This is a genomic window from Anseongella ginsenosidimutans (assembly GCF_008033235.1).
Classification (GTDB): Bacteria; Bacteroidota; Bacteroidia; order Sphingobacteriales; family Sphingobacteriaceae; genus Anseongella; species Anseongella ginsenosidimutans.
Genome location: NZ_CP042432.1, coordinates 558,169 through 577,484 on the forward strand (window position 1 = coordinate 558,169; position 19,316 = coordinate 577,484).

At 51.4% G+C, this 19,316-nt stretch carries 17 protein-coding genes and 1 tRNA gene; 5 read left to right on the plus strand and 13 right to left on the minus strand.

Annotated elements, in window-relative coordinates; all coding sequences use genetic code 11:
- Positions 1 to 3 precede the first annotated feature (3 nt).
- From FRZ59_RS02390 to miaB, 6 genes are all read right to left on the minus strand, one after another.
- A complete protein-coding gene (locus FRZ59_RS02390; RefSeq protein WP_132127467.1) occupies positions 4 to 279 on the minus strand; it encodes a co-chaperone GroES in 276 nt (91 codons plus the stop codon).
- A gap of 135 nt (positions 280 to 414) precedes the next feature.
- Positions 415 to 780, minus strand: coding sequence for a preprotein translocase subunit SecG (secG, locus tag FRZ59_RS02395; protein ID WP_132127466.1), 366 nt, complete (start codon positions 778 to 780; stop codon positions 415 to 417).
- Positions 781 to 793: 13 nt separating this feature from the next.
- Complete coding sequence (locus FRZ59_RS02400; protein WP_132127465.1) at positions 794 to 2,050, minus strand: DUF8458 domain-containing protein; 1,257 nt, start codon at positions 2,048 to 2,050, stop codon at positions 794 to 796.
- Between the two features lie 5 nt (positions 2,051 to 2,055).
- On the minus strand, positions 2,056 to 2,556 hold the full coding sequence (gene lptE / locus FRZ59_RS02405; protein ID WP_132127464.1) for an LPS assembly lipoprotein LptE: 501 nt from the start codon (positions 2,554 to 2,556) through the stop codon (positions 2,056 to 2,058).
- A gap of 223 nt (positions 2,557 to 2,779) precedes the next feature.
- Positions 2,780 to 4,015 carry a sigma-54 interaction domain-containing protein gene (locus FRZ59_RS02410; protein WP_132127463.1) on the minus strand — a complete coding sequence of 412 codons (1,236 nt, stop codon included), beginning with the start codon at positions 4,013 to 4,015 and terminating at the stop codon, positions 2,780 to 2,782.
- On the minus strand, positions 4,015 to 5,436 hold the full coding sequence (miaB, locus tag FRZ59_RS02415) for a tRNA (N6-isopentenyl adenosine(37)-C2)-methylthiotransferase MiaB (protein WP_132127462.1): 1,422 nt from the start codon (positions 5,434 to 5,436) through the stop codon (positions 4,015 to 4,017). Before miaB ends, FRZ59_RS02410 begins: the two co-directional genes overlap by 1 nt.
- Before the next feature lie 117 nt (positions 5,437 to 5,553).
- On the opposite strand from miaB, the gene FRZ59_RS02420 reads away from it, so the two are divergent.
- Both FRZ59_RS02420 and FRZ59_RS18730 read left to right on the plus strand, forming a co-directional pair.
- Positions 5,554 to 6,630: a sulfatase-like hydrolase/transferase gene (locus FRZ59_RS02420; protein ID WP_225975152.1), complete on the plus strand. Its 1,077-nt coding sequence runs from the start codon at positions 5,554 to 5,556 to the stop codon at positions 6,628 to 6,630.
- The gene (locus FRZ59_RS18730) at positions 6,558 to 7,031 is read left to right on the plus strand and encodes a sulfatase/phosphatase domain-containing protein (protein WP_225975153.1); all 474 of its coding nucleotides are present in this window, start codon (positions 6,558 to 6,560) and stop codon (positions 7,029 to 7,031) included. The genes FRZ59_RS02420 and FRZ59_RS18730 overlap by 73 nt, the downstream gene beginning before the upstream one ends.
- A gap of 85 nt (positions 7,032 to 7,116) precedes the next feature.
- Here FRZ59_RS18730 and FRZ59_RS02425 read toward each other — a convergent pair.
- Positions 7,117 to 7,189 (minus strand) — tRNA-Gly (locus FRZ59_RS02425).
- 86 nt (positions 7,190 to 7,275) lie between these two features.
- On the opposite strand from FRZ59_RS02425, the gene FRZ59_RS02430 reads away from it, so the two are divergent.
- Positions 7,276 to 9,066: a DUF748 domain-containing protein gene (locus FRZ59_RS02430; RefSeq protein WP_132127460.1), complete on the plus strand. Its 1,791-nt coding sequence runs from the start codon at positions 7,276 to 7,278 to the stop codon at positions 9,064 to 9,066.
- Between the two features lie 19 nt (positions 9,067 to 9,085).
- Here FRZ59_RS02430 and FRZ59_RS02435 read toward each other — a convergent pair whose 3' ends face one another.
- Complete coding sequence (locus FRZ59_RS02435) at positions 9,086 to 10,156, minus strand: branched-chain amino acid aminotransferase (protein WP_132127459.1); 1,071 nt, start codon at positions 10,154 to 10,156, stop codon at positions 9,086 to 9,088.
- A 63-nt stretch (positions 10,157 to 10,219) separates the two neighbouring features.
- Between FRZ59_RS02435 and FRZ59_RS02440 the strand changes: the two genes are divergently transcribed.
- A complete protein-coding gene (locus tag FRZ59_RS02440) occupies positions 10,220 to 11,335 on the plus strand; it encodes a TlpA disulfide reductase family protein (protein ID WP_158640504.1) in 1,116 nt (371 codons plus the stop codon).
- A gap of 84 nt (positions 11,336 to 11,419) precedes the next feature.
- Here FRZ59_RS02440 and FRZ59_RS02445 read toward each other — a convergent pair whose 3' ends face one another.
- From FRZ59_RS02445 to FRZ59_RS02455, 3 genes are read right to left on the minus strand one after another with little or no spacing between them, the layout of a single operon-like run.
- Positions 11,420 to 13,084: a hypothetical protein gene (locus FRZ59_RS02445; protein WP_147698214.1), complete on the minus strand. Its 1,665-nt coding sequence runs from the start codon at positions 13,082 to 13,084 to the stop codon at positions 11,420 to 11,422.
- Positions 13,077 to 13,898, minus strand: coding sequence for an N-acetylmuramic acid 6-phosphate etherase (locus tag FRZ59_RS02450; protein WP_132127456.1), 822 nt, complete (start codon positions 13,896 to 13,898; stop codon positions 13,077 to 13,079). The genes FRZ59_RS02445 and FRZ59_RS02450 overlap by 8 nt, the downstream gene beginning before the upstream one ends.
- Positions 13,895 to 15,238 carry a DegT/DnrJ/EryC1/StrS family aminotransferase gene (locus tag FRZ59_RS02455; RefSeq protein WP_132127455.1) on the minus strand — a complete coding sequence of 448 codons (1,344 nt, stop codon included), beginning with the start codon at positions 15,236 to 15,238 and terminating at the stop codon, positions 13,895 to 13,897. The genes FRZ59_RS02450 and FRZ59_RS02455 overlap by 4 nt, the downstream gene beginning before the upstream one ends.
- A gap of 131 nt (positions 15,239 to 15,369) precedes the next feature.
- Here FRZ59_RS02455 and FRZ59_RS02460 point away from each other — a divergent pair, with 131 nt between their 5' ends.
- Positions 15,370 to 16,119 carry a DeoR/GlpR family DNA-binding transcription regulator gene (locus FRZ59_RS02460; RefSeq protein ID WP_132127454.1) on the plus strand — a complete coding sequence of 250 codons (750 nt, stop codon included), beginning with the start codon at positions 15,370 to 15,372 and terminating at the stop codon, positions 16,117 to 16,119.
- Here FRZ59_RS02460 and FRZ59_RS02465 read toward each other — a convergent pair.
- Together FRZ59_RS02465 and FRZ59_RS02470 are read right to left on the minus strand one after the other, a co-directional pair.
- Positions 16,116 to 17,768 (minus strand): ADP-ribosylglycohydrolase family protein, encoded by a 1,653-nt coding sequence (locus tag FRZ59_RS02465; protein WP_132127453.1) that lies wholly within the window; start codon positions 17,766 to 17,768, stop codon positions 16,116 to 16,118. The two genes, FRZ59_RS02460 and FRZ59_RS02465, sit on opposite strands and share 4 nt — an antisense overlap.
- Positions 17,765 to 19,306, minus strand: coding sequence for an ADP-ribosylglycohydrolase family protein (locus FRZ59_RS02470; protein ID WP_132127452.1), 1,542 nt, complete (start codon positions 19,304 to 19,306; stop codon positions 17,765 to 17,767). The genes FRZ59_RS02465 and FRZ59_RS02470 overlap by 4 nt, the downstream gene beginning before the upstream one ends.
- Between the last annotated feature and the right edge of the window lie 10 nt (positions 19,307 to 19,316).

The window sequence follows — 19,316 nt, forward strand, 5'->3', positions numbered from 1 at the left end:
AATTTACAGGATAGCGTAAATATCAGACTCACGCATGATCAGATACTCCGCACCTTCATAGGAGAGTTCCGTACCGGCATATTTACCATACAGAACAGTATCGCCCACCTTAACAGTCAAGGGCTCGTCTTTCTTGCCGTTGCCTACTGCAACTACTTTTCCTTTTTGAGGTTTTTCCTTAGCGGTATCAGGAATAATGATACCTCCGGCGGTCTTCTCTTCAGCAGGAGCAGCCTCTACTACTACTCTGTCTGCAATTGGTTTAATGTTCAACGACATAGTATATACTTTTTATTTTTATTTACTTACAGCTTGCGACGATCACTTTCCATGCCAAATGCCAGAAAACAACAGTTCTATGACAACCTTGTCATTTCCCGTGAAATTTTGACAGAAAATGTCAGTCAATCCCTGCTATTGGGCGGAAGTATCGGAAGGCTGCGCGCTGCCGGAAGGTTCATCACCGCCTGCCGCGTCCGGAAGAAACGGGGACGCAGGTGCAGGCGCTGCCTGCCGGTCAATCTGTTCCTGTATCGCCGATTCACCCACGCTTCCGCCTTCGCCGATAAAGAACTTCGTGGAAAGGCTGATCGCAAGAAGGGTAATGGCAAATGCCCAGGTGGCCTTTTCCAGGAAATCACCGGTTCGCTGCACGCCCATTACCTGGTTGGAACCGCCGAATGTAGAGGACAGCCCCCCGCCTTTGGGATTCTGAACCAGGATAACCACTATCAATAAAAGACAGGCAATTATTGCCAGAACAATCAAAAATGCATACATGATATACAGAAATTCATTTTTTCAATTTCTCAATAAGGCCAGCAAAGTACGCGCTTTTTTCCGGGAATTTCAAACTTAATTTCTCGTACATGCGGATGGCTTTGCCAGTGAGTTCCTGATCGATATAAATCTTTGCCAGGGTCTCGGAGATCACTTCGTCATCCTCTTCCTGCCCGCCGGCCAGGTCAGCCGGCTGCTCCCTGGTCTGAATGCTCATTGCAGACTTGATCACCTGCGGATCTTCTTCAATAAATTTCGCAATGATCCGGTCTTCTTTCTTTTCCAGGTCAAATTCAACCTTCACTGTATCAAGATATTGCTTTTCCGTGTTCCGGGTAATCAATTCCCTGTAGTAATTCTTCTCAAGCGGGTCAGAAAGGACTACGGAACGACCGGGATCTCCTTCGCCGGTCACCTGCCTGATGCGCCTGAGCCAGAAGGTAAATGTCCGCGGCAACTGGTCGTCGATATTCAGGGCAATGCCCCTCGGGCCGGCTTCCTTCTTTTCCAGGCTGGCGCCGGAAGGCGCGTTTTCCGCTTCAGTTCCGGCTTTTGCGGCAGACGATTCAGCTTCCGCTTCAAGGCCGGTAGCTTCCGCCGCAGATGTTTCCGGTTCAAGGTCAGGGGTTTTCGCCGCGGATGCCGCGCCTTCGACAGAAGGGTCTGGGGTTTCCGCCGCGGATGCCATGCCTTCGATAGATGGAACAGTAGTTTCTGCCGGGGGCATCGCAGTTTCCGGATCGCGTATTTCCTCAGGGCTGTCAGCTTCCGCGGAAACGGCTGCATTATCCTCCTCCGGCAATATCGTTTCACTTTCCCGGGCTCCGGTTTCGCCGGGGGGCAGGGTTTCCGCTGACACGCTTACGCCTTCCGGCTCCGGGGTTTCGACCTGTGAGGATACAGCCTCCATTCCGGGAGCAGCGGCTTCGGTTAAGGGCGGGGCGTCGGCGGAAGACTGAGCTTCGGTTAAGGGCCGGGTTTCGGCGGAAGGCCGCGTTTCTGCCGGGCTTGTCGCTTCATCCGGGGGCGCAGCGGCGCCGGGGCTATTCAGGAACAGGTATAAGCCTTCCCGGTCAGGCGAATAAGCAGCAGCTTTTTCGATAACGTCCTGCAGGCCGGTGCTTCCCTCGTTCTTATGCGCGCGGGCCAGGAGCAGGTACAACAATGAACAATAGGGATAGTTCCCGATCATTTCCTTTAATTCCGCACCGGATTTTCCGTCCAGGGCGGCGGGATGGGAAAGATAGTTTTGTATCTCCTGCCTGTTCATTCCAATCACCAATTTACAAATGCCCGGTTAAAAATATCGTCCACCAGTTCCGGCATGATCTCTTCGATAAGCCCGTTCTGTACGGTCTGCAGATTCTGGCCGGCAGGGAAATCCCTGTACCTGGTAAAGCTGGACTCAAAACTCTGTTTAGGGTCAAGCGCGTTCGTATATTTTACGGAAATGGAAACATTAAGCCGGTTCAATTCGGCAGTTTCCCCGCCGGTAAGGGCCACAGGCTGCACTGTAAATCCCGTAACCGTCCCTTCAAAGACAGCATCTCCGCCTCCGTTGCTAAGACTGAGGGCAGTCTGGTTAATGATCTTTTGTTTCAGGGCTTCCGTCAGCTGGGAACTCAGGGACGGAGGTGCAAGAGGCGCCCGGCTTTGAAAAAGCAGTACCGAACACGTCTTCATATCCGGAGAAATGGAAGCTCCGCTGAAGGAATAACAGCCGTACATAAAGAACAGCGGCAGCAGTAGCAAACAAGTATTTTTTATAAATTTCATTTTTTGCGTATCGGAAGTTTACTTATGTCGTTAATTTCAGGTATCAGTGCCACTGGCCAACCAGCGTTTAAGCGGGATGGCCAGTAGCGGTTTGCGTTGCCCGCAGCGAGCGATGTTGATTCTTGCGGCCGTGCCGCAAGAATCGCCTGAGCGAGTCCGGGCAACGCAAATCCCACGGAGCGCGCCGGGTTTCGGCGCCTTGATACTCGCGTCATAATACCTTTTATAAGTTCAGTTCTTTAATTTTCCTGTACAATGTACGCTCCGAAATTCCCAGTTCGAATGCGGCGCTTTTACGCTTGCCGCCATGCTTTCGCAATGCTTTCCGGATCAGGTCAGCTTCCTGGTCTTCCAGCGAAAGCGATTCTTCCACTTCCTCCGCATCGTTGAAGGACTCATCACTTTCGAGTACCTTCGGATTATTCAGGTAAGGAGCGTGAAAATCAAAATCCTTTTCTTCTTCCTTGATATCCGGGTCATGATAAAGCCTGCTGACCAGGCTGGGGTCTGAAGCCGTTGCCTGCCGCAGATCGTTCGGATGCTGGATAATGTTGAATACCAGCTTCTTCAAATCCACGAGATCCTTTTTCATATCGAAAAGCACCTTGTAAAGCAAGTCCCGTTCAGAAAACTCGCGTTCCGCCTCCGGCCGCTCCAGCCTCATTGGTAAATTTTGCTGCTCCCTCGGAAGGTAGCGTGCCAGAGTTTCCGGCCCGATTTCCCGTTCCCTTTCAAGAACGGCAATCTGTTCCGAAATATTTTTAAGCTGGCGTACATTTCCCGGCCAGCTATAGTTTTCGAGCATCCGGCGCGCCTCTTCATTCAATTGAATATGAGGAGTCCGGTACTTTTCGCTGAAATCCACGATGAACTTCCGGAATAACAGGTAAATATCCTCCTTACGTTCTCTTAAAGCCGGAATATGCAGCGGCACCGTATTAAGGCGGTAGTATAAATCCTCACGGAACTTTCCCCGCTGCACGTTTTCCATTACGTCCTTATTGGTAGCGGCCACCACCCTCACATCGGTTTTAAAGACCTTGGAAGAACCGACCCGGATGTATTCCCCGCTTTCCAGCACCCTAAGCAGCCGGGCCTGGGTGGAGGGTGGCAATTCGGCAACTTCATCCATAAAAATAGTTCCCCCGTTCACTACTTCAAAATACCCCTTCCGGTCTTCGGTAGCATTCGTGAAAGAACCCTTTACATGACCGAACAGCTCGGAATCGACCGTGCCTTCGGGAATGGCCCCGCAGTTCACTGCAATGAACGGTCCATGCTTACGGTGGCTGAGCTGATGAATAATATGCGAAAAGGCTTCCTTGCCGCTGCCGCTTTCGCCGGTAATAAGGACGGAGATATCCGTTGGAGAAACTTGCCTTGCCACCTCGATGGCCCGGTTCAGCAAGGGAGAATTCCCAATGATCCCAAACCTGTTTTTAATATCCTGCACGTCCATTATTGCACTAACTTTCCGATTAAGGTAGCATTCGTACAGCGTTCCGCCAGGACATGAACATAATCGCCGGGCCGTATTCCTTCCTCGCGGGGAAACACGACCATCGCATTCTGGTCATTCCGGCCGCAGAGGTCCTGATCGGACTTTTTTGAAGGCCCTTCCACAAGTACTTTCTGCACTTTACCCAGCTGCTGTTCCATCCGGAGCCGGGAATGCTGCTGCTGCTTTTCAATCACTTCCTTCAGGCGGCGCGATTTTACCTCTTCCGGCACATTGTCTTCGTACTTACGGGCCGCCAGGGTTCCCGGCCGCTCCGAATACTTGAACATATAGGCAAAATCATATTTTACGTGATCCATCATGGAAAGCGTATCCTGATGCTCCTCTTCGGTTTCCGAACAAAAACCGCAGATAATATCGGTGGATACCGCGCATCCGGGAATGATGCGCCGGATAGCTTCCACCCGGTTCATATACCAGGCTCGGTCATAGGTGCGGTTCATACGATCCAGTACCGCGCTGTTGCCTGACTGCACCGGGAGATGAATGTATTTGCAAATGTTTTCATGCCTGCTCATTACCTCCAGTACCTCATCGCTCATATCCTTAGGATGGGATGTGGAAAAACGAACCCTCATCAAAGGGCTTACTTCCGCCACGTATTCCAGCAGGCCGGCAAAATTCATCGCCTCTGCACCGGTTTCGCTTGCCCATTTATAGGAATCCACGTTCTGACCCAGCAGGGTCACTTCGCGGTAGCCGTTCTCAAGCAAGCCTTCCACTTCCCTTCGGATGGAATGCGGGTCGCGGCTTCGCTCCCGCCCCCGTGTAAATGGTACTACGCAGAAGGAACACATATTATCGCAGCCCCTCATAATGGACACGAAGGCAGAAACCCCGTTTCCTCCTAAACGTACAGGCGCCACATCCGCATACGTTTCCTCCCGAGACAGCAGTACGTTCACCGCTTTTTCTCCTTCGTCCAGTCTGCCGATAAGATTGGGCAGGTCACGGTAGGCATCCGGCCCCACTACAACGTCCACGAGCTGCTCTTCTTCCAGGAACTTCGCTTTCAGGCGCTCGGCCATACAGCCCAGTACGCCGATCACCATTCCCGGCTTGCGAAGTTTACTCGCCCCGAATTCCTTCAGCCTGTTCCGAACCCGCTGCTCCGCATTTTCACGAATAGAACAGGTATTAATAAAGATCACATCCGCTTCTTTATAATTACCCGTGGTCGTAAAGCCCATATCCATCATAATGGACGCGACGATTTCCGAGTCGGAAAAGTTCATCTGGCAGCCGTAACTCTCAATATAAAGAAGGCGTCCGGCGGCTGGTTTCCGACCCTCCTTTTCTATTATCAGGGCCTCGCCCTGCCGGTTCTCATCTATTTCTTTCCTTACTGCGGTTTCAAACATGGCAATTTATTTTGCGGGGCTACAAAGTTAAAAATTTAAAATGACAAATTGACAGTTGAGCCAGCGCGGAGCCGGCATTGCCGTTAAAACGGTACATTTGGTAAAATTCTGATCATTATGCACCGGTTTTTGCTTTTTTTCCTTGTTTCCTGCTGCTTCCCGGCTAGTTCCTACGGACAGCAGCAAAAATCCCGGCCGAACATTTTATTTATTGCCGTCGATGACCTCCGGCCGGACCTGGGTTGTTACGGAAATGACCTGATCCATTCCCCTAATCTGGACCTGCTGGCTTCCCGCGCCGTAGTGTTCCGGAACCAGTTTGTGACTGTTCCCACCTGCGGGCCTTCACGGTTCAGCCTGCTGACAGGACGCCTGCCGCGTTCGCAGCAGGACCTCTCCAATGCGATCTTCGAGATCAGGAGAGAAGACAGCGCGGACACAGTCCGGCCGGAATCAATGGTGGAGCAGTTTCGCCGGAACGGGTATTATACCGTGGGGATCGGTAAGATCAGCCATTCGCCTGACGGCTATATTTATGGTTATACGGAGCCAAAAGGGAATGAACTGGAGTTGCCGGCAAGCTGGGATGAGATGCTGCTTGACGCAGGCAAATGGGGCACCGGCTGGAATGCTTTTTTTGGCTATGCGGACGGCTCGAACAGGAATGATCGCAAAAAGCAGGTGAAGCCTTACGAAAAGGGAGCGGTCAATGACCTGGGCTATCCGGACGGGCTTACCGCCAGCCTGGCCATAGAAAAACTACAGGAACTGGCCGGAAAGAAACAACCCTTTTTTCTGGGCATAGGATTTTTTAAGCCGCATCTTCCCTTTAACGCACCGCAAAAATACTGGGACTTGTATGAAGAAGCTAATATTCCGCTCACACCCTCTCCGGGAATTCCCGAAAATGTAAACATGGAAAGCCTGCATGGAAGCGCGGAGTTTAACCAATACCAGCTGGGCGAAGAAAGGGCTTCCTTATCCCAGCCTCTCTCAGACGGGTATGCCCGCAAACTGAAGCATGCTTATTTCGCCAGCGTGAGCTATGTGGATGCGCAGATAGGCAGGGTACTTGATCGCTTACACGAGCTGGACCTGGATAAAAATACGATTATCGTGGTATGGGGGACCACGGCTGGCACCTTGGCGATGACCGGGTTTGGGGGAAACACACGATTTTCGAATGGGCCTTAAGGAGCCCGCTGATCATAAAAACGCCGGAACGGCAAACCGGGGCGGCCCGCGACGAGATTATCAGTTCCATAGATATATATCCTACCCTGACAGAACTCTGCGGATTAAACCCGCCGGCCGGAACCGACGGCCGGAGTTTCGCCCGCTTGTTAGAGAAACCCCGAAACAAAAAGTGGGATAATGTCGCTTACAGCTATTTCAGGAGGGGAATTACGATGCGTACGCCCCGGTACCGCCTTAGCAGGTACTTCAGAAACGAGAAACCGGTCATCGAACTTTACGATCATCGTACAGATCCATATGAAAACCACAACATTGCAGCTGAACACCCGGAACTGGTTGAAAAATTAATGCCTTTACTGGAAAAAGGGAATACCGGCCTTTACAAGTTGTCAGACTGAAGCTCTTTGTGTTCCAGGCGATGTTATGAAATAAGAGTTCAGGAGTGGTTTTGTGAACGCACTTTTAAAGAAACAGGAAGTAAAGAGCGAGAAACGGGGCTCGAACCCGCGACCCTCAGCTTGGGAAGCTGATGCTCTACCAACTGAGCTACTCTCGCTTATATCCCAAATATAACCGCTTATTTTTCAAAAATAAAAAATTGTACAGGTTTAACGGAATGTTTTTTGCGTATATTAATACCACATGAGGTTAACGCGTAAATCAAAAAAGATCATGACGCTGTCCGCAGTTGTCGTCCTTTCTCTGTTCCTGCTTTTAATTATAGTCAATTCCATCATCATTCATTTCGCGAAACCCCGGCTTGTCGCGTATCTGAAAGAAACGGTGTACAAGGCAAGCGATAGCTTATACACCCTTGACTTTGACAAGATCCGGATGAACCTTATCAGGGGGAGCGCCGACATTTCCGAGGTGTACCTCCGGCCCGATACCGCCCTGTACGCTTCGCTTCGCAGCCGGGGCGCAGGGCCTCCGTTGCTTTTCGACCTTCATTCGGAACATCTGAAGATCAGGGGTGTCCATCTTTTTAAATTATGGCGAAGCAAGAAACTTGCTGTTGATCTGATAAGCATCGAAAAACCCGACATCGGTGTTCTGAAGCATGTCTTGCCTGAGGATACGCTGGCTAAACCCTTCGAGTTTGATCCCTACGGCATGATCGCTCCTGTACTGGCTTCCCTCCGGGTTGACCGGGTCCGGATATCGGACGGGAAGTTAAGGTATAAAAAAGAAGGCATACGGAACGGCCTCTCGCTGCACTTTAACAAGTTTTTTCTGGAAACCGACGGCCTTTATATTGATTCCATGAGCCGGAGCGATACCTCCGGCTCCTTTTATTCGGAAGATCTCCGGCTAAGCATCAAGGACTTTAAATTCCGCCTCCCCGACAGCCTGTATAATTTGCACCTGGGTACGGTCAGGCTTTCAAGCCGGGAATCTCGTTTAAGCATTGACTCCCTTTGGCTGGAGCCCCGCCATGGCGAGATGGAATTTCACAAGATCCAGGATAAGGAAACGGACCGCCTGGAATTAAAAACCGGCCTTATTACAGCCCGTGACTTTGACATACGGAGCTTCCTGAGGAATGAAGAACTGAAGGCGGGGGAGATCCTGATTGAGGATGCGGTCCTGGTGGATTTTCTCTATAATTTCAGGATGGATGACCGGCCATACCAGACACTACCGCACCTGGCACTGAAAAACGCGGGCATTACCCTGGATATAAGAAAGCTTGTGATTAAAAACAGTTCGGCCGTATACCGGGAACGCCTGGCAGGCAACAGCGAAACGGGGCAAGTAACGTTCAGAAACCTTAACGGTATAATAACCAATATCAGTAATATACCGGAAAGGATCGCAGCGGATTCCGTCATTCATGCGAATATAGAAACCTCCCTTATGGACGTAGGTTCGCTGAATGTGAAATTCGATTTTTACATGGACCGGGATGACGGCTATTTTACCGTGAACGGATCGCTCGGCCGGATGCCTATGGAAGCGATCAACCCCATGCTGGAGGCGGCGGCCCGGTTAAAGATAAAAAGAGGGACGCTGCAGAAACTGCTCTTTACTCTTCATGGAGACAGTACCCGTTCCGCCGGCTCCATGAAGTTCTATTACAACAACCTGAACGTAGAACTGCTCGGAAAGGAAGACTCGGAAAGCAATATGAAGATCGCCTCCGCCCTCACCAATATGCTGCTGCTTTACAGCAATAACCCGCCGCCGGAAGGGCCGCTTCGCACAGGCGTCATTTCCTTTACGCGCCTGAAAAACAAATCCATTTTCAATTACCTGTGGAAATCATTGCTCACCGGCTTTAAATCAAGTGTTGGTATAAGCGCCGAAAAGGAATCCCAGCTTCGCGGAATGGCCGAAAAGTTTAAGGAGCGCAAGGAGCGCCGTGAAGAAAGAAAAGGAGCGCGCCAGGAAAGAAGGGCCGGGCGCAAAGCCGAACGGCAGGCGGATCAATAAATCGGGGACGCCCGCGGTCTTACACGCGTACTAACCAGCCAAATTCATCTTCAGCTTTGCCGCAGCGGATATTGTTCAGGGTCTTCAAAAGCTTAGGAGCTACTTCCCGTTTTTCAACCGCCGGCAGCGTATACACTTTGCCTTCGTGTCCTATTTCGCTGATGTGGGTGACAGTAGCGGCAGTTCCTACTGCGAAAGCCTCCTGCAGGCGGCCGGAGTGCATCGCTTCTACCAGTTCGCTTACCGATACTTCCCGCTCCTGTACGTCCATTCCCCAGCTGCGGGCAAGCGTAACCACGCTATCACGGGTAATGCCTTTCAGAATGGTATCTTTTACAGGAGGCGTAACCAGCGCATCGTTGATCACGAACATGAAATTTGCGGTACCTGCTTCTTCAACGAACTCATGATTTGCCGCGTCGGTCCAGATGATCTGGTCAAAGCCTTCTTTTTGAGCCAGCTTGGTAGGCAGCAGGGATAAGCCATAATTGGCTGCGGCCTTTGCATAACCAATGCCTCCCCTGGCGGACCGGGTAAAATGACTTTCAATTTTCACCCTGAGCGGCTTGCTGTAATAAGCGCCGGCGGGGCTGCAAATGATGGAAAACCGGTAAGTATCCGAAGGACGTACGCCAAGGAACTGGTCGGTGGCGTACATAAACGGCCTGATGTACAGGGAATAATTATCAAGGGAAGGGATCCATTCGCGATCCATGTCAACCAGGCGCATAAGGCCATCCATAAATACTTCTTCGGTAGTTACCGGCATGCACATGCGCTCCGCGGAAATATTAAAGCGCTCAAAATTTGCCCTTGGACGGAAAAGCACTACTTCATTGTCCACGGTACGGAAGGCTTTCATTCCTTCGAAAATAGCCTGGCCGTAATGAAGCGCCATCAGGGCGGGTTCAAACTGTACGGGGCCGTAAGGCAGCAGCTGCAGATCAGTCCAGGAACCGCGGACAAAATCCGCCTGGAACATATGATCAGTAAATACTGTCCCAAAGGAAACTTTCGCAAAATCAACCTCCGGCAACCTTGAACGGAGGGCTTGATTCACCCTTACATTAGTTTGATGCACTTCAGCCATAACATTGCAAGTTTAGTATTTTTTTTACAATATTCCGGCATTATTCTGGTTAGATTTGAAGTCATGAGAAAACAGCTTTTAGTGATTGGATCAGCGCTATGTTTTTTTGGGGCAAGCGCTCAGGAACAGGAATTTACCCTGCGCGGAGAATTGGAGGGTATCCAAAACAATGAAGTATATCTTCTTTTACGCACAGAAACCGGCACCGATACTCTTGCACGGTCGGCGGTAAACGGAAACAGCTTTGAGCTGAAAGGCCGTTTAGAAGAGCCGGCCCTCTGCCTTTTATCTACAGGTCCGGCGGAAGGAATCCGCTTATTTATGGAAAATACGGAGATGACCATTACGGGAAAACTTCCCGATACCGAAATTACGGGCTCAAAAAGCCATGAACAGCTGGAAAAGATGGCCACCCTTTCCCCTCGCCTGACCGAAATACAGCAAAAGCTGGGAGCGATCTCACAAGCTTACCGGGAAGCGGCAAGCAGCAACGATACCGCCCGGGGCGAGGACCTGCTGGAACAGGCAACCTCACTTATTGCAGACCGGGAGGCCGCCCGGCAGGATTACGAAGACAGGCTTACCGAATATATCAGGACGCAGCCGGCCACTTTTGCCACACCCTATATTATCCTTTCCACCTTCCACCGGCCCGATCCCAATGCCTTTCTGCCTGCTTTCGAAAAGTTTCCGCCGGAAGTTCAGAACAGCATGCTGGGCAAGGTGCTGAAAGCCCGGCTGGATGAACTCGCGCCTACCGCGGTTGGGAAAAAAGCGCCTGAAATTACCGGGAAAACGCCTGAGGGCGAAGAAATTTCCCTTTCCGGCATGAAAGGAAAAATCACCCTTATCGATTTCTGGGCCTCCTGGTGCGGGCCCTGCCGGCGGGAGAATCCCAACGTGGTCAGGTTGTATGAGAAATATCATGCGAAAGGCTTTAACATTCTTGGGGTTTCCCTGGACAAGGACGCTGCCAGCTGGAAACAAGCCATTGCTGCCGACGGCCTGGAATGGTCCCATGTTTCCGACCTCAAGGAATGGGATTCAGAACTGATCAAACCTTATGCGGTAAGCGCCATTCCGCACACGGTACTCATCGACGAAAACGGGATCATTATTGCGGCCAACCTTCGTGGAAAAGCCCTGGAAGACAAGCTGGCCGAAGTATTGGGGGATTAATACGGCGTTACTAATTCCTTTGCCCCAGGGCGGGCTTTTTACCCCTCCCTGCGCAAAAAAGTTCAAATAGAACTCCGCTCTGATTCATTTGTCGAGGGCTTTTATCCGGGAAACAATGGTATCCAGGACGTTTAACGGAAAGATCGCGGGCTGCCCGTACCAGAAAAAGGACCCGTCCCCTTCATAAGTATGCGAACGAATATGCCAGTCCTGGGGAAGGTAACTGGAAACGTCGTTGCAATAACCGGCCACGCTCACCATTTTATCCGGCCATATGGCCCTGATAGCCGGCCCGTACCCGGTCACAACTTCTCTTGAAAGCCCTACCAGCTTCCAGTTGCCGATATTGATCGTTTGTACATACACCGGTAAATTTTCCGGCATCGAACCTTCCCTGTAGTAGCCAAGCATGAGATCGGCCCACCGCAAATTCCGTTCTGCAGTCAGATCCCCCTCTTTACCTTCGTTCTCTTTCCGGAACTGGCGGATCTTTTCCTCCGGCCAGGGTGTTACGGGAAATAAAATGGTATCGAGGGAATAGGAAATGGCGCCGCGGAGGTCTTGCATTTCCCCATTCAGTATATCCAGCACATCGCCTGCCAGCTCCCTTCCCGTAACAGAATGGTCATCGCTCCTGGGATTGATATCCCCGGCGCACCCCTGGATAAACAAGGGGTTTTCCACGCCGGTTTCCGCTTTCAGAACCTGCCGGGCAACCCCGGGATAATTTGCGGAGATGGTGTAGCTTTCTTTTCCGGCATTCCTGAAAACAGGGTGGCATCCGGTTAAAAACAAGAGGCCTTCGGTTTTTCTTTTCCTTACTATTTTCAGAATGTCCAGGCTCTGGTCATAAGGCGTTTCGCGATCAGGAGAGGTCCTGTTATGACCAATGTTAGTTGTGCCCCTTCCAAAGTACAAAGCAGCTGATGACAGGTCGTCCAATGCTTTTTCAATACTTTCGATAAGTCCTTTTTTAACGATATTGTTCAGGTAGGCGCTGTCGGGAAGCTGCCCGTGCCCAAAAGCCGGGTATTTTTGCATGGAAGGCGCAAAATGGGTGTGGGAGCTATTGATCAGTACAGCTGCGGGCGGAATTCCTCTCCGGCGGAAGATCGCTTCCTTCACCCCGGCAGCCAGGGAATAATCGATACCGCAAAGGTCCGCGCTCACGATCACTGCCGTTTCACCGCCCTTTTTCACAGCAAGCGCTGTCACCGAAAGATTGCCGTCCGAACTATGCTCCGCCCTGTAAAGCTTACCGTCGCCCGCAAGGGCATAAAGCCTGTTTCCCATTACGGCTATACGTTTCACGTCAATAGTATAGGTAAACCCGTTACGCCAGCCTATTTTAAGCCAGGTACCCGCCGCAGTGTTCAGTTTCCGCTGCCAGAGCGTATTATCCCCGCAAAGCGCGTAGCGCATTCCCTGATGATCCGCAGTGCTTAGCACACCTGCCGGAAGCCCGGGCAGGGATTTTTCCGTTACCGCTGTTTTTTTCATCCGGCCGGCCAGAGCTACCGCTCCGGGCGATTCAGCCGCCGGCTCCCAGGTGATACTGAAACGCCCTTCGCGCGGGGCGCCGTAGCCCGCAAGAGCAAGCGAAAAGACCGTGCTGTCCGGCTCTATACTTACCGTGGACGTACCTATCCGGTAACTTTGCTGTGCCTGCAAGCTATTAAAGCCGCAAACAGCTGAAAAGAGTAAAAGGAAAACTTTTCCGTATCTCATGGAAGCGCGGTATTCAACCATTTAAACTGCTTTGAAGGTAATCCAATGCCTTTTTCGCCCCTCCATGAGCCAGGACAAGCTTCCGGGCTTCCTCATAGTCGCTTAGTTCACCTTTTTCCATCAGGATCCTCACTGCGCGGTCCGTGATCTTTTCATTCAGCAGCAGCACATTCACCATCCGGTTATCTTCCACTCTTCCCAGCCGGATCATGACTGTTGTACTGATCATATCGAAGATCATTTTCTGGGCTGTACCGCATTTCATCCGGGTACTCCCGGTAATAAATTCAGGACCTGTAATAACTTCCACGGGAAAATCCGCCTGCCGGGCAATGGGAGAAGAGGGATTGCTCACAATGCAGCCGGTCGTAATGTGATGCTTTCGGCATTCCTCCAGCGAGGCAAGCACGAAGGGCGTGGTGCCGCTGGCCGAAATGCCTATTACGATATCCTTTTCATTAATGTCTTTTTCCCGGAGTTGCCGCCACCCTTCCCTGGTGTCGTCTTCCTTTTCCTCCGGCGCAAGGTAAAGGTTTTCAATCCCGCCGGCCAGTACCACATTAACCAGCCCTTTTTCTATACCGTAAGTGTTCGGAAGCTCAATGGCGTCCAGTACCGATAACCGCCCCCCGCTGCCCGCGCCCAGGTAAAACATGCGGCCTCCGGCCTGAATTTTGGAAACGATCGCATCAATAAGCCGGTTGACCTGCGGCAGTGAAGCTTCTATCGCACAGGCGACTGTTTTATCTTCCGCATTGATATGGGCGGTGATCTCTTCCACCGGCATTTTTTCCAGGTGCCTGTACTTCGACGGCTGCTCTGTTATTCTCATCATATCGACAACTCTTTGGCATATTCTCGGATCTTGCGAATGGCGTCCGCTATTTGCTCCATGTCAGTTCTTTTCCCCAGGAGCATGGTTTGATAAAACCAGACGCCCTGCTCAGTGGTAAGCTTGTCATTCTGCGGGCATTGACTCCGCTCAAGCCACTGATTCATAACCTTTTCCCCGTAAATCCGGAGATAGTGTTTATTCTTTGCCAGGCCTGTTACATAATCCTGCCGGTTCATGGGCCCATACCCGCTTGAACAGGGTACTCCTTCGGCATTCAGCGCTTCAATGAATTTTTCGCGGCTCAGGCCTGCAAAGTATTCCTTGTCATAACGGAACATATAGAGATGCCAGGCGCTCCTGGTCGTACCTTCATAAAGTTTGGCCGGCATGATACCGGGGATCTCGTTCAGGAGTTCCGTCAGGTAGGACGCATTCTCATTCCGGCGCCTGGCCTGCTCCTCTGTGCGGGTCATCTGTGCGAGCAGCAGGCCGCCCTGGAATTCGGTCAGCCGAAGGTTGCTGGCGCGTGTACCCTCTCCGGGGTTAAAAGCGGCTGTTTGCCCGCCCTGCCCCTGGTTATGAAAACGGTAACAGGCCTGGACGAACTGTTCGCTATTCGTGGTAACCGCGCCGCCTTCTGCGGAATTGAGGTTCTTGGACGACTGAAAGCTAAACGCTCCCGCCAGACCGTAAGAACCCACCTTTTTTCCCTTCCACTCTGCCAGGTGCGCCTGACAGGCATCTTCAATAAGAGGGATATTTCTTTTACCTGCAATTGCAAGCAGCGTATCCAGATCAGCCGGAGAGCCGCCGATATGTACCGGCATAATGGCCCTGGTCTGCGGGCTGATCGCTTCTTCTATTTTATTCGCGTCCACCTGGAAGCTCTCAATATCCGTGTCAGCAAAGATGGGCAGCGCATAATTCAGCACCACCACGTTATAGGTGGCGATAAAAGTATATACCGGGATAACGACTTCATCCCCCGGACCCAGGTCCATGGCCCCGAGTATCGTATAAAGAGCGCTTGTGCCGCTTGATACGCCAAGGCAATGATTCACGCCAAAAACTTTACTGTATTCCTTCTCAAATGCAGCAACCACGCTGCCGCCCAGGCGTCCCCATGTTCCGCTGTCAAGCACATCCAGCAAAGCCTTTTCCTCCGTCTGGTCAAAGACCGGCCATCCGGGAAATTCGCCTGGATGGGCCTTTGGCCCGCCGAGAAGGGCCGGCTTGGGGCCGGCGGCGCCCGAACGGGCAACAGAGGGCAGGCTCACTGCCAGGCCGGCCCCGGCAATTACCGCTGTGCGTATGAACTGTCTTCGTGGTACTGTTTTCATCGTTGCTTATGTTTAGGGTGTTGAAGGATGGTTTTCCTGCGGTTTATATGCGGTTTTGAAATCAAAACTAAACGCAGAAATCAATAAATCCAAATTTCCTGCAATCTTTTTATTTTTTGTACTTTCATGCCATGTTAAAGGAGGAAAGACAAAAAACCATTATGCGGGAAATCAATCTGCATAACCGCGTATTATCCGCAGACCTTTGCAATTTGCTGAACGTTTCCGACGATACCGTACGCCGGGACCTGAAGGATCTCGCCGATAGCGGAAAGATCATAAAAATACACGGGGGCGCCATGAGCAAATCCTTTGTATCTACATTTGAGACACAGGACGAGGTGTATGCGGTGCAGGCAAAACGGCAAATTGCCGCAAAGACGCTTTCCCTGTTTAAGCGGAACATGGTAGTCCTCACGGAAGGAGGCACGACTATTCTGGAATTTGCAAAAATGATCCCGGAAAAGCTTCCGGCTACGGTCTTTACGATCAGTCCGCAGGTAGCGATTACCCTTTCTGCTCATAGTAATTTAGAGGTAATCACCATTGGGGGGAAACTCAACAAGAACGCCAACCTGCATACCGGCTCCAGCGTCCTCAACCAGCTCTCTGAAATAAAAGTGGATCTCTGCCTTCTTGGAGCCAATGCCCTTTCAGTTCAGGACGGCCTGACGGATGTGGACTGGGAAGTGGTCCAGGTAAAGAAGGCGCTTATCCGCGCGGCCCGGAAAGTAGCTGTGCTGAGCATTTCCGAGAAGTTAAACACCGCGCAAAGACTGAAGATCTGCGACCTGAACCAAATCCATTACCTGGTCACCGAGCTATCGCCGGAAAGTCATTTCCTGGCCCCTTTCCGAAATAACGATCTGCAGCTTATTTAATACAGGTTTTTGGGATCTTTCCAAATCTCCGGATCATCGTAAAGTTCGCTATCGCTGTATTTTTTTGGCGGCGTTTTAAATCCCGCGGCCAGGAACTTTGCTTTCAGCCGGTCCAGGCCTTTAAAATCCCCTCCATGAAAAATATTGTCCATTACTTTCCAATAGCCGCTTAAAGCAAACGTTGCCTCCTTCCACTGCCGGGGATGCTTTTTGCTTAGCGAGTCATTCATGCCAAGACTGATAGCCATGTAAGCTGCACGGGCCTTTGCGTCTCTGTCTTGCTTTAGCAGATCGCTGAGTATCTTTTTTTCCTGTGCGTCGCTTAACAGTTCTTGCTGCCGCCGGGGAGAGGCCAGATGAATAACAGGCGCCGGCTTCTCAGCCGGGATCTCGTACACGAGGATATTGTTTTTGACCGTTTTCCGCCCGCCCTGCTCCTGGTTCACCAGCTCAAACAGTTCAATCAAACGGTCGGCAAAGCTGGTGATGGTTTCATTCACGGGCATGTTATCCCTGGTGGTATTCCTGTAGCGGTCAACGATCAACCATCCTCCGGATCCATTTCCGGTCAGCATATTACGATAACCGGTAGTAACTCCCAGGATCGTACCCAGCGTAGCCGCATTGCAGTCGGCATCCCAGCCTAAATTAAAGGCCAGTTTCAGGCTTTCGGCAAAATCTCCTTTCCCATAAAGCAAAGCCGTGATAATAGCGCCTGTATTCAGTTCGGATCCGTTGCTGTCTCTTGTATTTCCGCCTTCTACGCTGTATTTCTCCCGGAGCCTCCGCCGCGTCTCCTTCCAGTCCTTTGGATTTTGCGCATGCCAGCGGCGGATGTCCCCGATAATATCCGCAATAACGCTTCCGGTATCCAGAGCGGCAATTCCCGCCTCCAGAACCTTGTTGATATCTTCTTCAATAAAAGCTGTTGCAATCATCGCGGTAAAGAGCTGGGTCGTTTGTGCCGGCTCCCCCGAAATGGCAGCAGTGGTATAATTCAGGCCAATTTTTGCTGCCGTCTGTGGCATGGCAGGAACGATGAGCCCGAACGTTTCTGACAGGAACTGGCCGGAAATATTGAATTCGCCCCAGGGGTTAAGTACCATCTTCCCGGTAAGCGGCGGCTGGATCCCCAGGTCCATAAGATAACGGGCATACCGGTTTGAACACCATATCCGGTCGTTGATCTTTTCTTTCCATAAAGAAGCGATGGCTTCAGGCGACAGGAACACATTCCTGCTTTTTTGCATTTCAATGATATAGACCCACTCAAAATCCGTATCATCATCCGTTCGGGCTCCTTCGGGAAGGGAAGGCGTATAGTCCTGAACATTGCCCGGTTCATCGTAATATTTGAATTCATGAGGAAGGCCGTTGAGATTACCAAGCATCTGTCCCAGCAGGCCTCCCCTGATCTTGTCTGTAATGGTTTCCACCGGCACTTGTATAATTGTATTCCCGGGAGCTGGAGCAGCCGGGGGAGCGGGAGGAGCAGTTGCCGGGGCGACAGCGGCTGGCAAAGCAGGAGGAATAACTGCCTGGGCGGGAGCGGCAGCCGGAGCCGCCGCCGGAACGGCCCCTGCCGTTACCAAGAATAACAGGGCGGAAACAGCGATCAGCCCTGATCTTTCGGTGATATTTAAGATCATTGAATATATTGTTTGTCCTGAACAGGTACGTTTCCAAATACCAGCGCTTCGGTAACCTGGATCTTTACGCCCTCAGCAGGATTCTTCCACTCGAAAACAACGGTATGCCGTCCGTGGGGCAGATTAAATTTGAAACCTATTTCATCCCGCCGGGTGTTATGGTTGGCAGGCAGCTTTACTGATTCGGCCAGTTTTCCGTCAATGTACATGTCCACGAGCGCGACATACTCTTCCGGCCCGGTAACACTTCCTTTAAAGATGATCCCCTTTCCTTCAAAATCAAAGGAGCCTACCTGTTCGATGGTTTTTCGTATCCAGGCTTTCCTGGTAGGATAATGCCCTTCAAATCCGGCTTCCAGGCGAACAGGCCGCGGCGCCTGGTAACTGATCTGCACAGCCGTGTCGCTCAGCTTCCCTTCATTTCTTTTAACCACCTCCAGCGCCTGCTCATAGCTCATCCTGTACAGGTCATTGAGGGAAGCGTCCGTGTATGCAAAGTTCCTGTCTTCCACCGGCCGGAGCGCCTTGCGGTACTTTTCCGGGATATTGTCGTAGCCGATCATCGTTCCCAGTATTCCCGCCGCCGAAGCAGGGTTACAATCGGAATCCTGCCCGCAGCGCATGGCAATATCCATTGTTTTTGTAAAATCTCCTTCTCCGTATAAAAGACCAATAAGAATATAGGCCGAATTAAGGCTTGCATCTATATTGAACGGAACAAACACCCCGTCCGGGCAATACAGATCTTCGGACCAGTTACGTTCCACTTCAAACCATGCCTGTTTCCAATCGTCCGGGTATTTTTCATAGCTGGCGATCACGCTTTCCATGCAGCGTCTGTATTTACTTCCTTCCGGGATGCTCTTCAGCGCCTCCGTCACGACCCACTTCACATCATCTGAAACAAAGGCCAGGGAATACATGGCCGCCACATACACCCCGCCGTACCAGCCATCCCCGTAATTCATAATATGGCCGATGCTGTCGCTGATCGTACTGGCGGTATTGGCCATTCCCGGCGACATGAGCCCCGCGAAATCCGCTTCGATCTGGAAATCTATGTCATCCGCATGGGGGTTATTCATCCAGTGGCCCGATTGGGGAGGCCGGATCCCGTTAAGAATATTGAAGCGGGCGGCCTGGTTGGCATGCCAGAGCGGATAGGAAGCATTGGCAAAAGCATTAGCGAAAGAATCAACCGGGGCGTCCAGGCCGTATTCCTCGAAAACACGAACGAAGGTCAGGTCCATATATACGTCGTCGTAGAGCCCGGGAATGTTATCGTACCACCATTCTATACTGGTACTGTCCCACTCCACCGGCACATAGTCCTGTATCATGGTACCGTTGAACTTGAATTCGGTGTGACCTCCGTAGGTGACGCCGATCGTCTGCCCGGCCCAGCCTCCCTTTATCTTGTCCTGCAGCGTACGTTTATCCAGGCTAATCTGCGACTTATCCTGAATGGAGGGCTTTTCAGGAGAGCAGGAAAATACCAGGCAAAGTGTTGCCAGTGCCGGAAGTAATATAGATTTCATCGTTGTTTTA

Excerpts from the sequence above, each read along its gene's own strand:
- FRZ59_RS02460 (WP_132127454.1), top strand. The coding sequence starts at position 15,370 with ATGTTAAAGGAGGAAAGACAAAAAACCATTATGCGGGAAATCAATCTG.
- FRZ59_RS02445 (WP_147698214.1), bottom strand. The coding sequence starts at position 13,084 with ATGGTTGAATACCGCGCTTCCATGAGATACGGAAAAGTTTTCCTTTTA.
- FRZ59_RS02470 (WP_132127452.1), bottom strand. The coding sequence starts at position 19,306 with ATGAAATCTATATTACTTCCGGCACTGGCAACACTTTGCCTGGTATTT.
- FRZ59_RS18730 (WP_225975153.1), top strand. The coding sequence starts at position 6,558 with ATGGGGGACCACGGCTGGCACCTTGGCGATGACCGGGTTTGGGGGAAA.
- FRZ59_RS02435 (WP_132127459.1), bottom strand. The coding sequence starts at position 10,156 with ATGGCTGAAGTGCATCAAACTAATGTAAGGGTGAATCAAGCCCTCCGT.
- FRZ59_RS02390 (WP_132127467.1), bottom strand. The coding sequence starts at position 279 with ATGTCGTTGAACATTAAACCAATTGCAGACAGAGTAGTAGTAGAGGCT.
- FRZ59_RS02420 (WP_225975152.1), top strand. The coding sequence starts at position 5,554 with ATGCACCGGTTTTTGCTTTTTTTCCTTGTTTCCTGCTGCTTCCCGGCT.
- FRZ59_RS02465 (WP_132127453.1), bottom strand. The coding sequence starts at position 17,768 with ATGATCTTAAATATCACCGAAAGATCAGGGCTGATCGCTGTTTCCGCC.
- miaB (WP_132127462.1), bottom strand. The coding sequence starts at position 5,436 with ATGTTTGAAACCGCAGTAAGGAAAGAAATAGATGAGAACCGGCAGGGC.
- FRZ59_RS02455 (WP_132127455.1), bottom strand. The coding sequence starts at position 15,238 with ATGAAAACAGTACCACGAAGACAGTTCATACGCACAGCGGTAATTGCC.
- FRZ59_RS02450 (WP_132127456.1), bottom strand. The coding sequence starts at position 13,898 with ATGATGAGAATAACAGAGCAGCCGTCGAAGTACAGGCACCTGGAAAAA.
- FRZ59_RS02400 (WP_132127465.1), bottom strand. The coding sequence starts at position 2,050 with ATGAACAGGCAGGAGATACAAAACTATCTTTCCCATCCCGCCGCCCTG.
- secG (WP_132127466.1), bottom strand. The coding sequence starts at position 780 with ATGTATGCATTTTTGATTGTTCTGGCAATAATTGCCTGTCTTTTATTG.
- lptE (WP_132127464.1), bottom strand. The coding sequence starts at position 2,556 with ATGAAATTTATAAAAAATACTTGTTTGCTACTGCTGCCGCTGTTCTTT.
- FRZ59_RS02430 (WP_132127460.1), top strand. The coding sequence starts at position 7,276 with ATGAGGTTAACGCGTAAATCAAAAAAGATCATGACGCTGTCCGCAGTT.
- FRZ59_RS02440 (WP_158640504.1), top strand. The coding sequence starts at position 10,220 with ATGAGAAAACAGCTTTTAGTGATTGGATCAGCGCTATGTTTTTTTGGG.
- FRZ59_RS02410 (WP_132127463.1), bottom strand. The coding sequence starts at position 4,015 with ATGGACGTGCAGGATATTAAAAACAGGTTTGGGATCATTGGGAATTCT.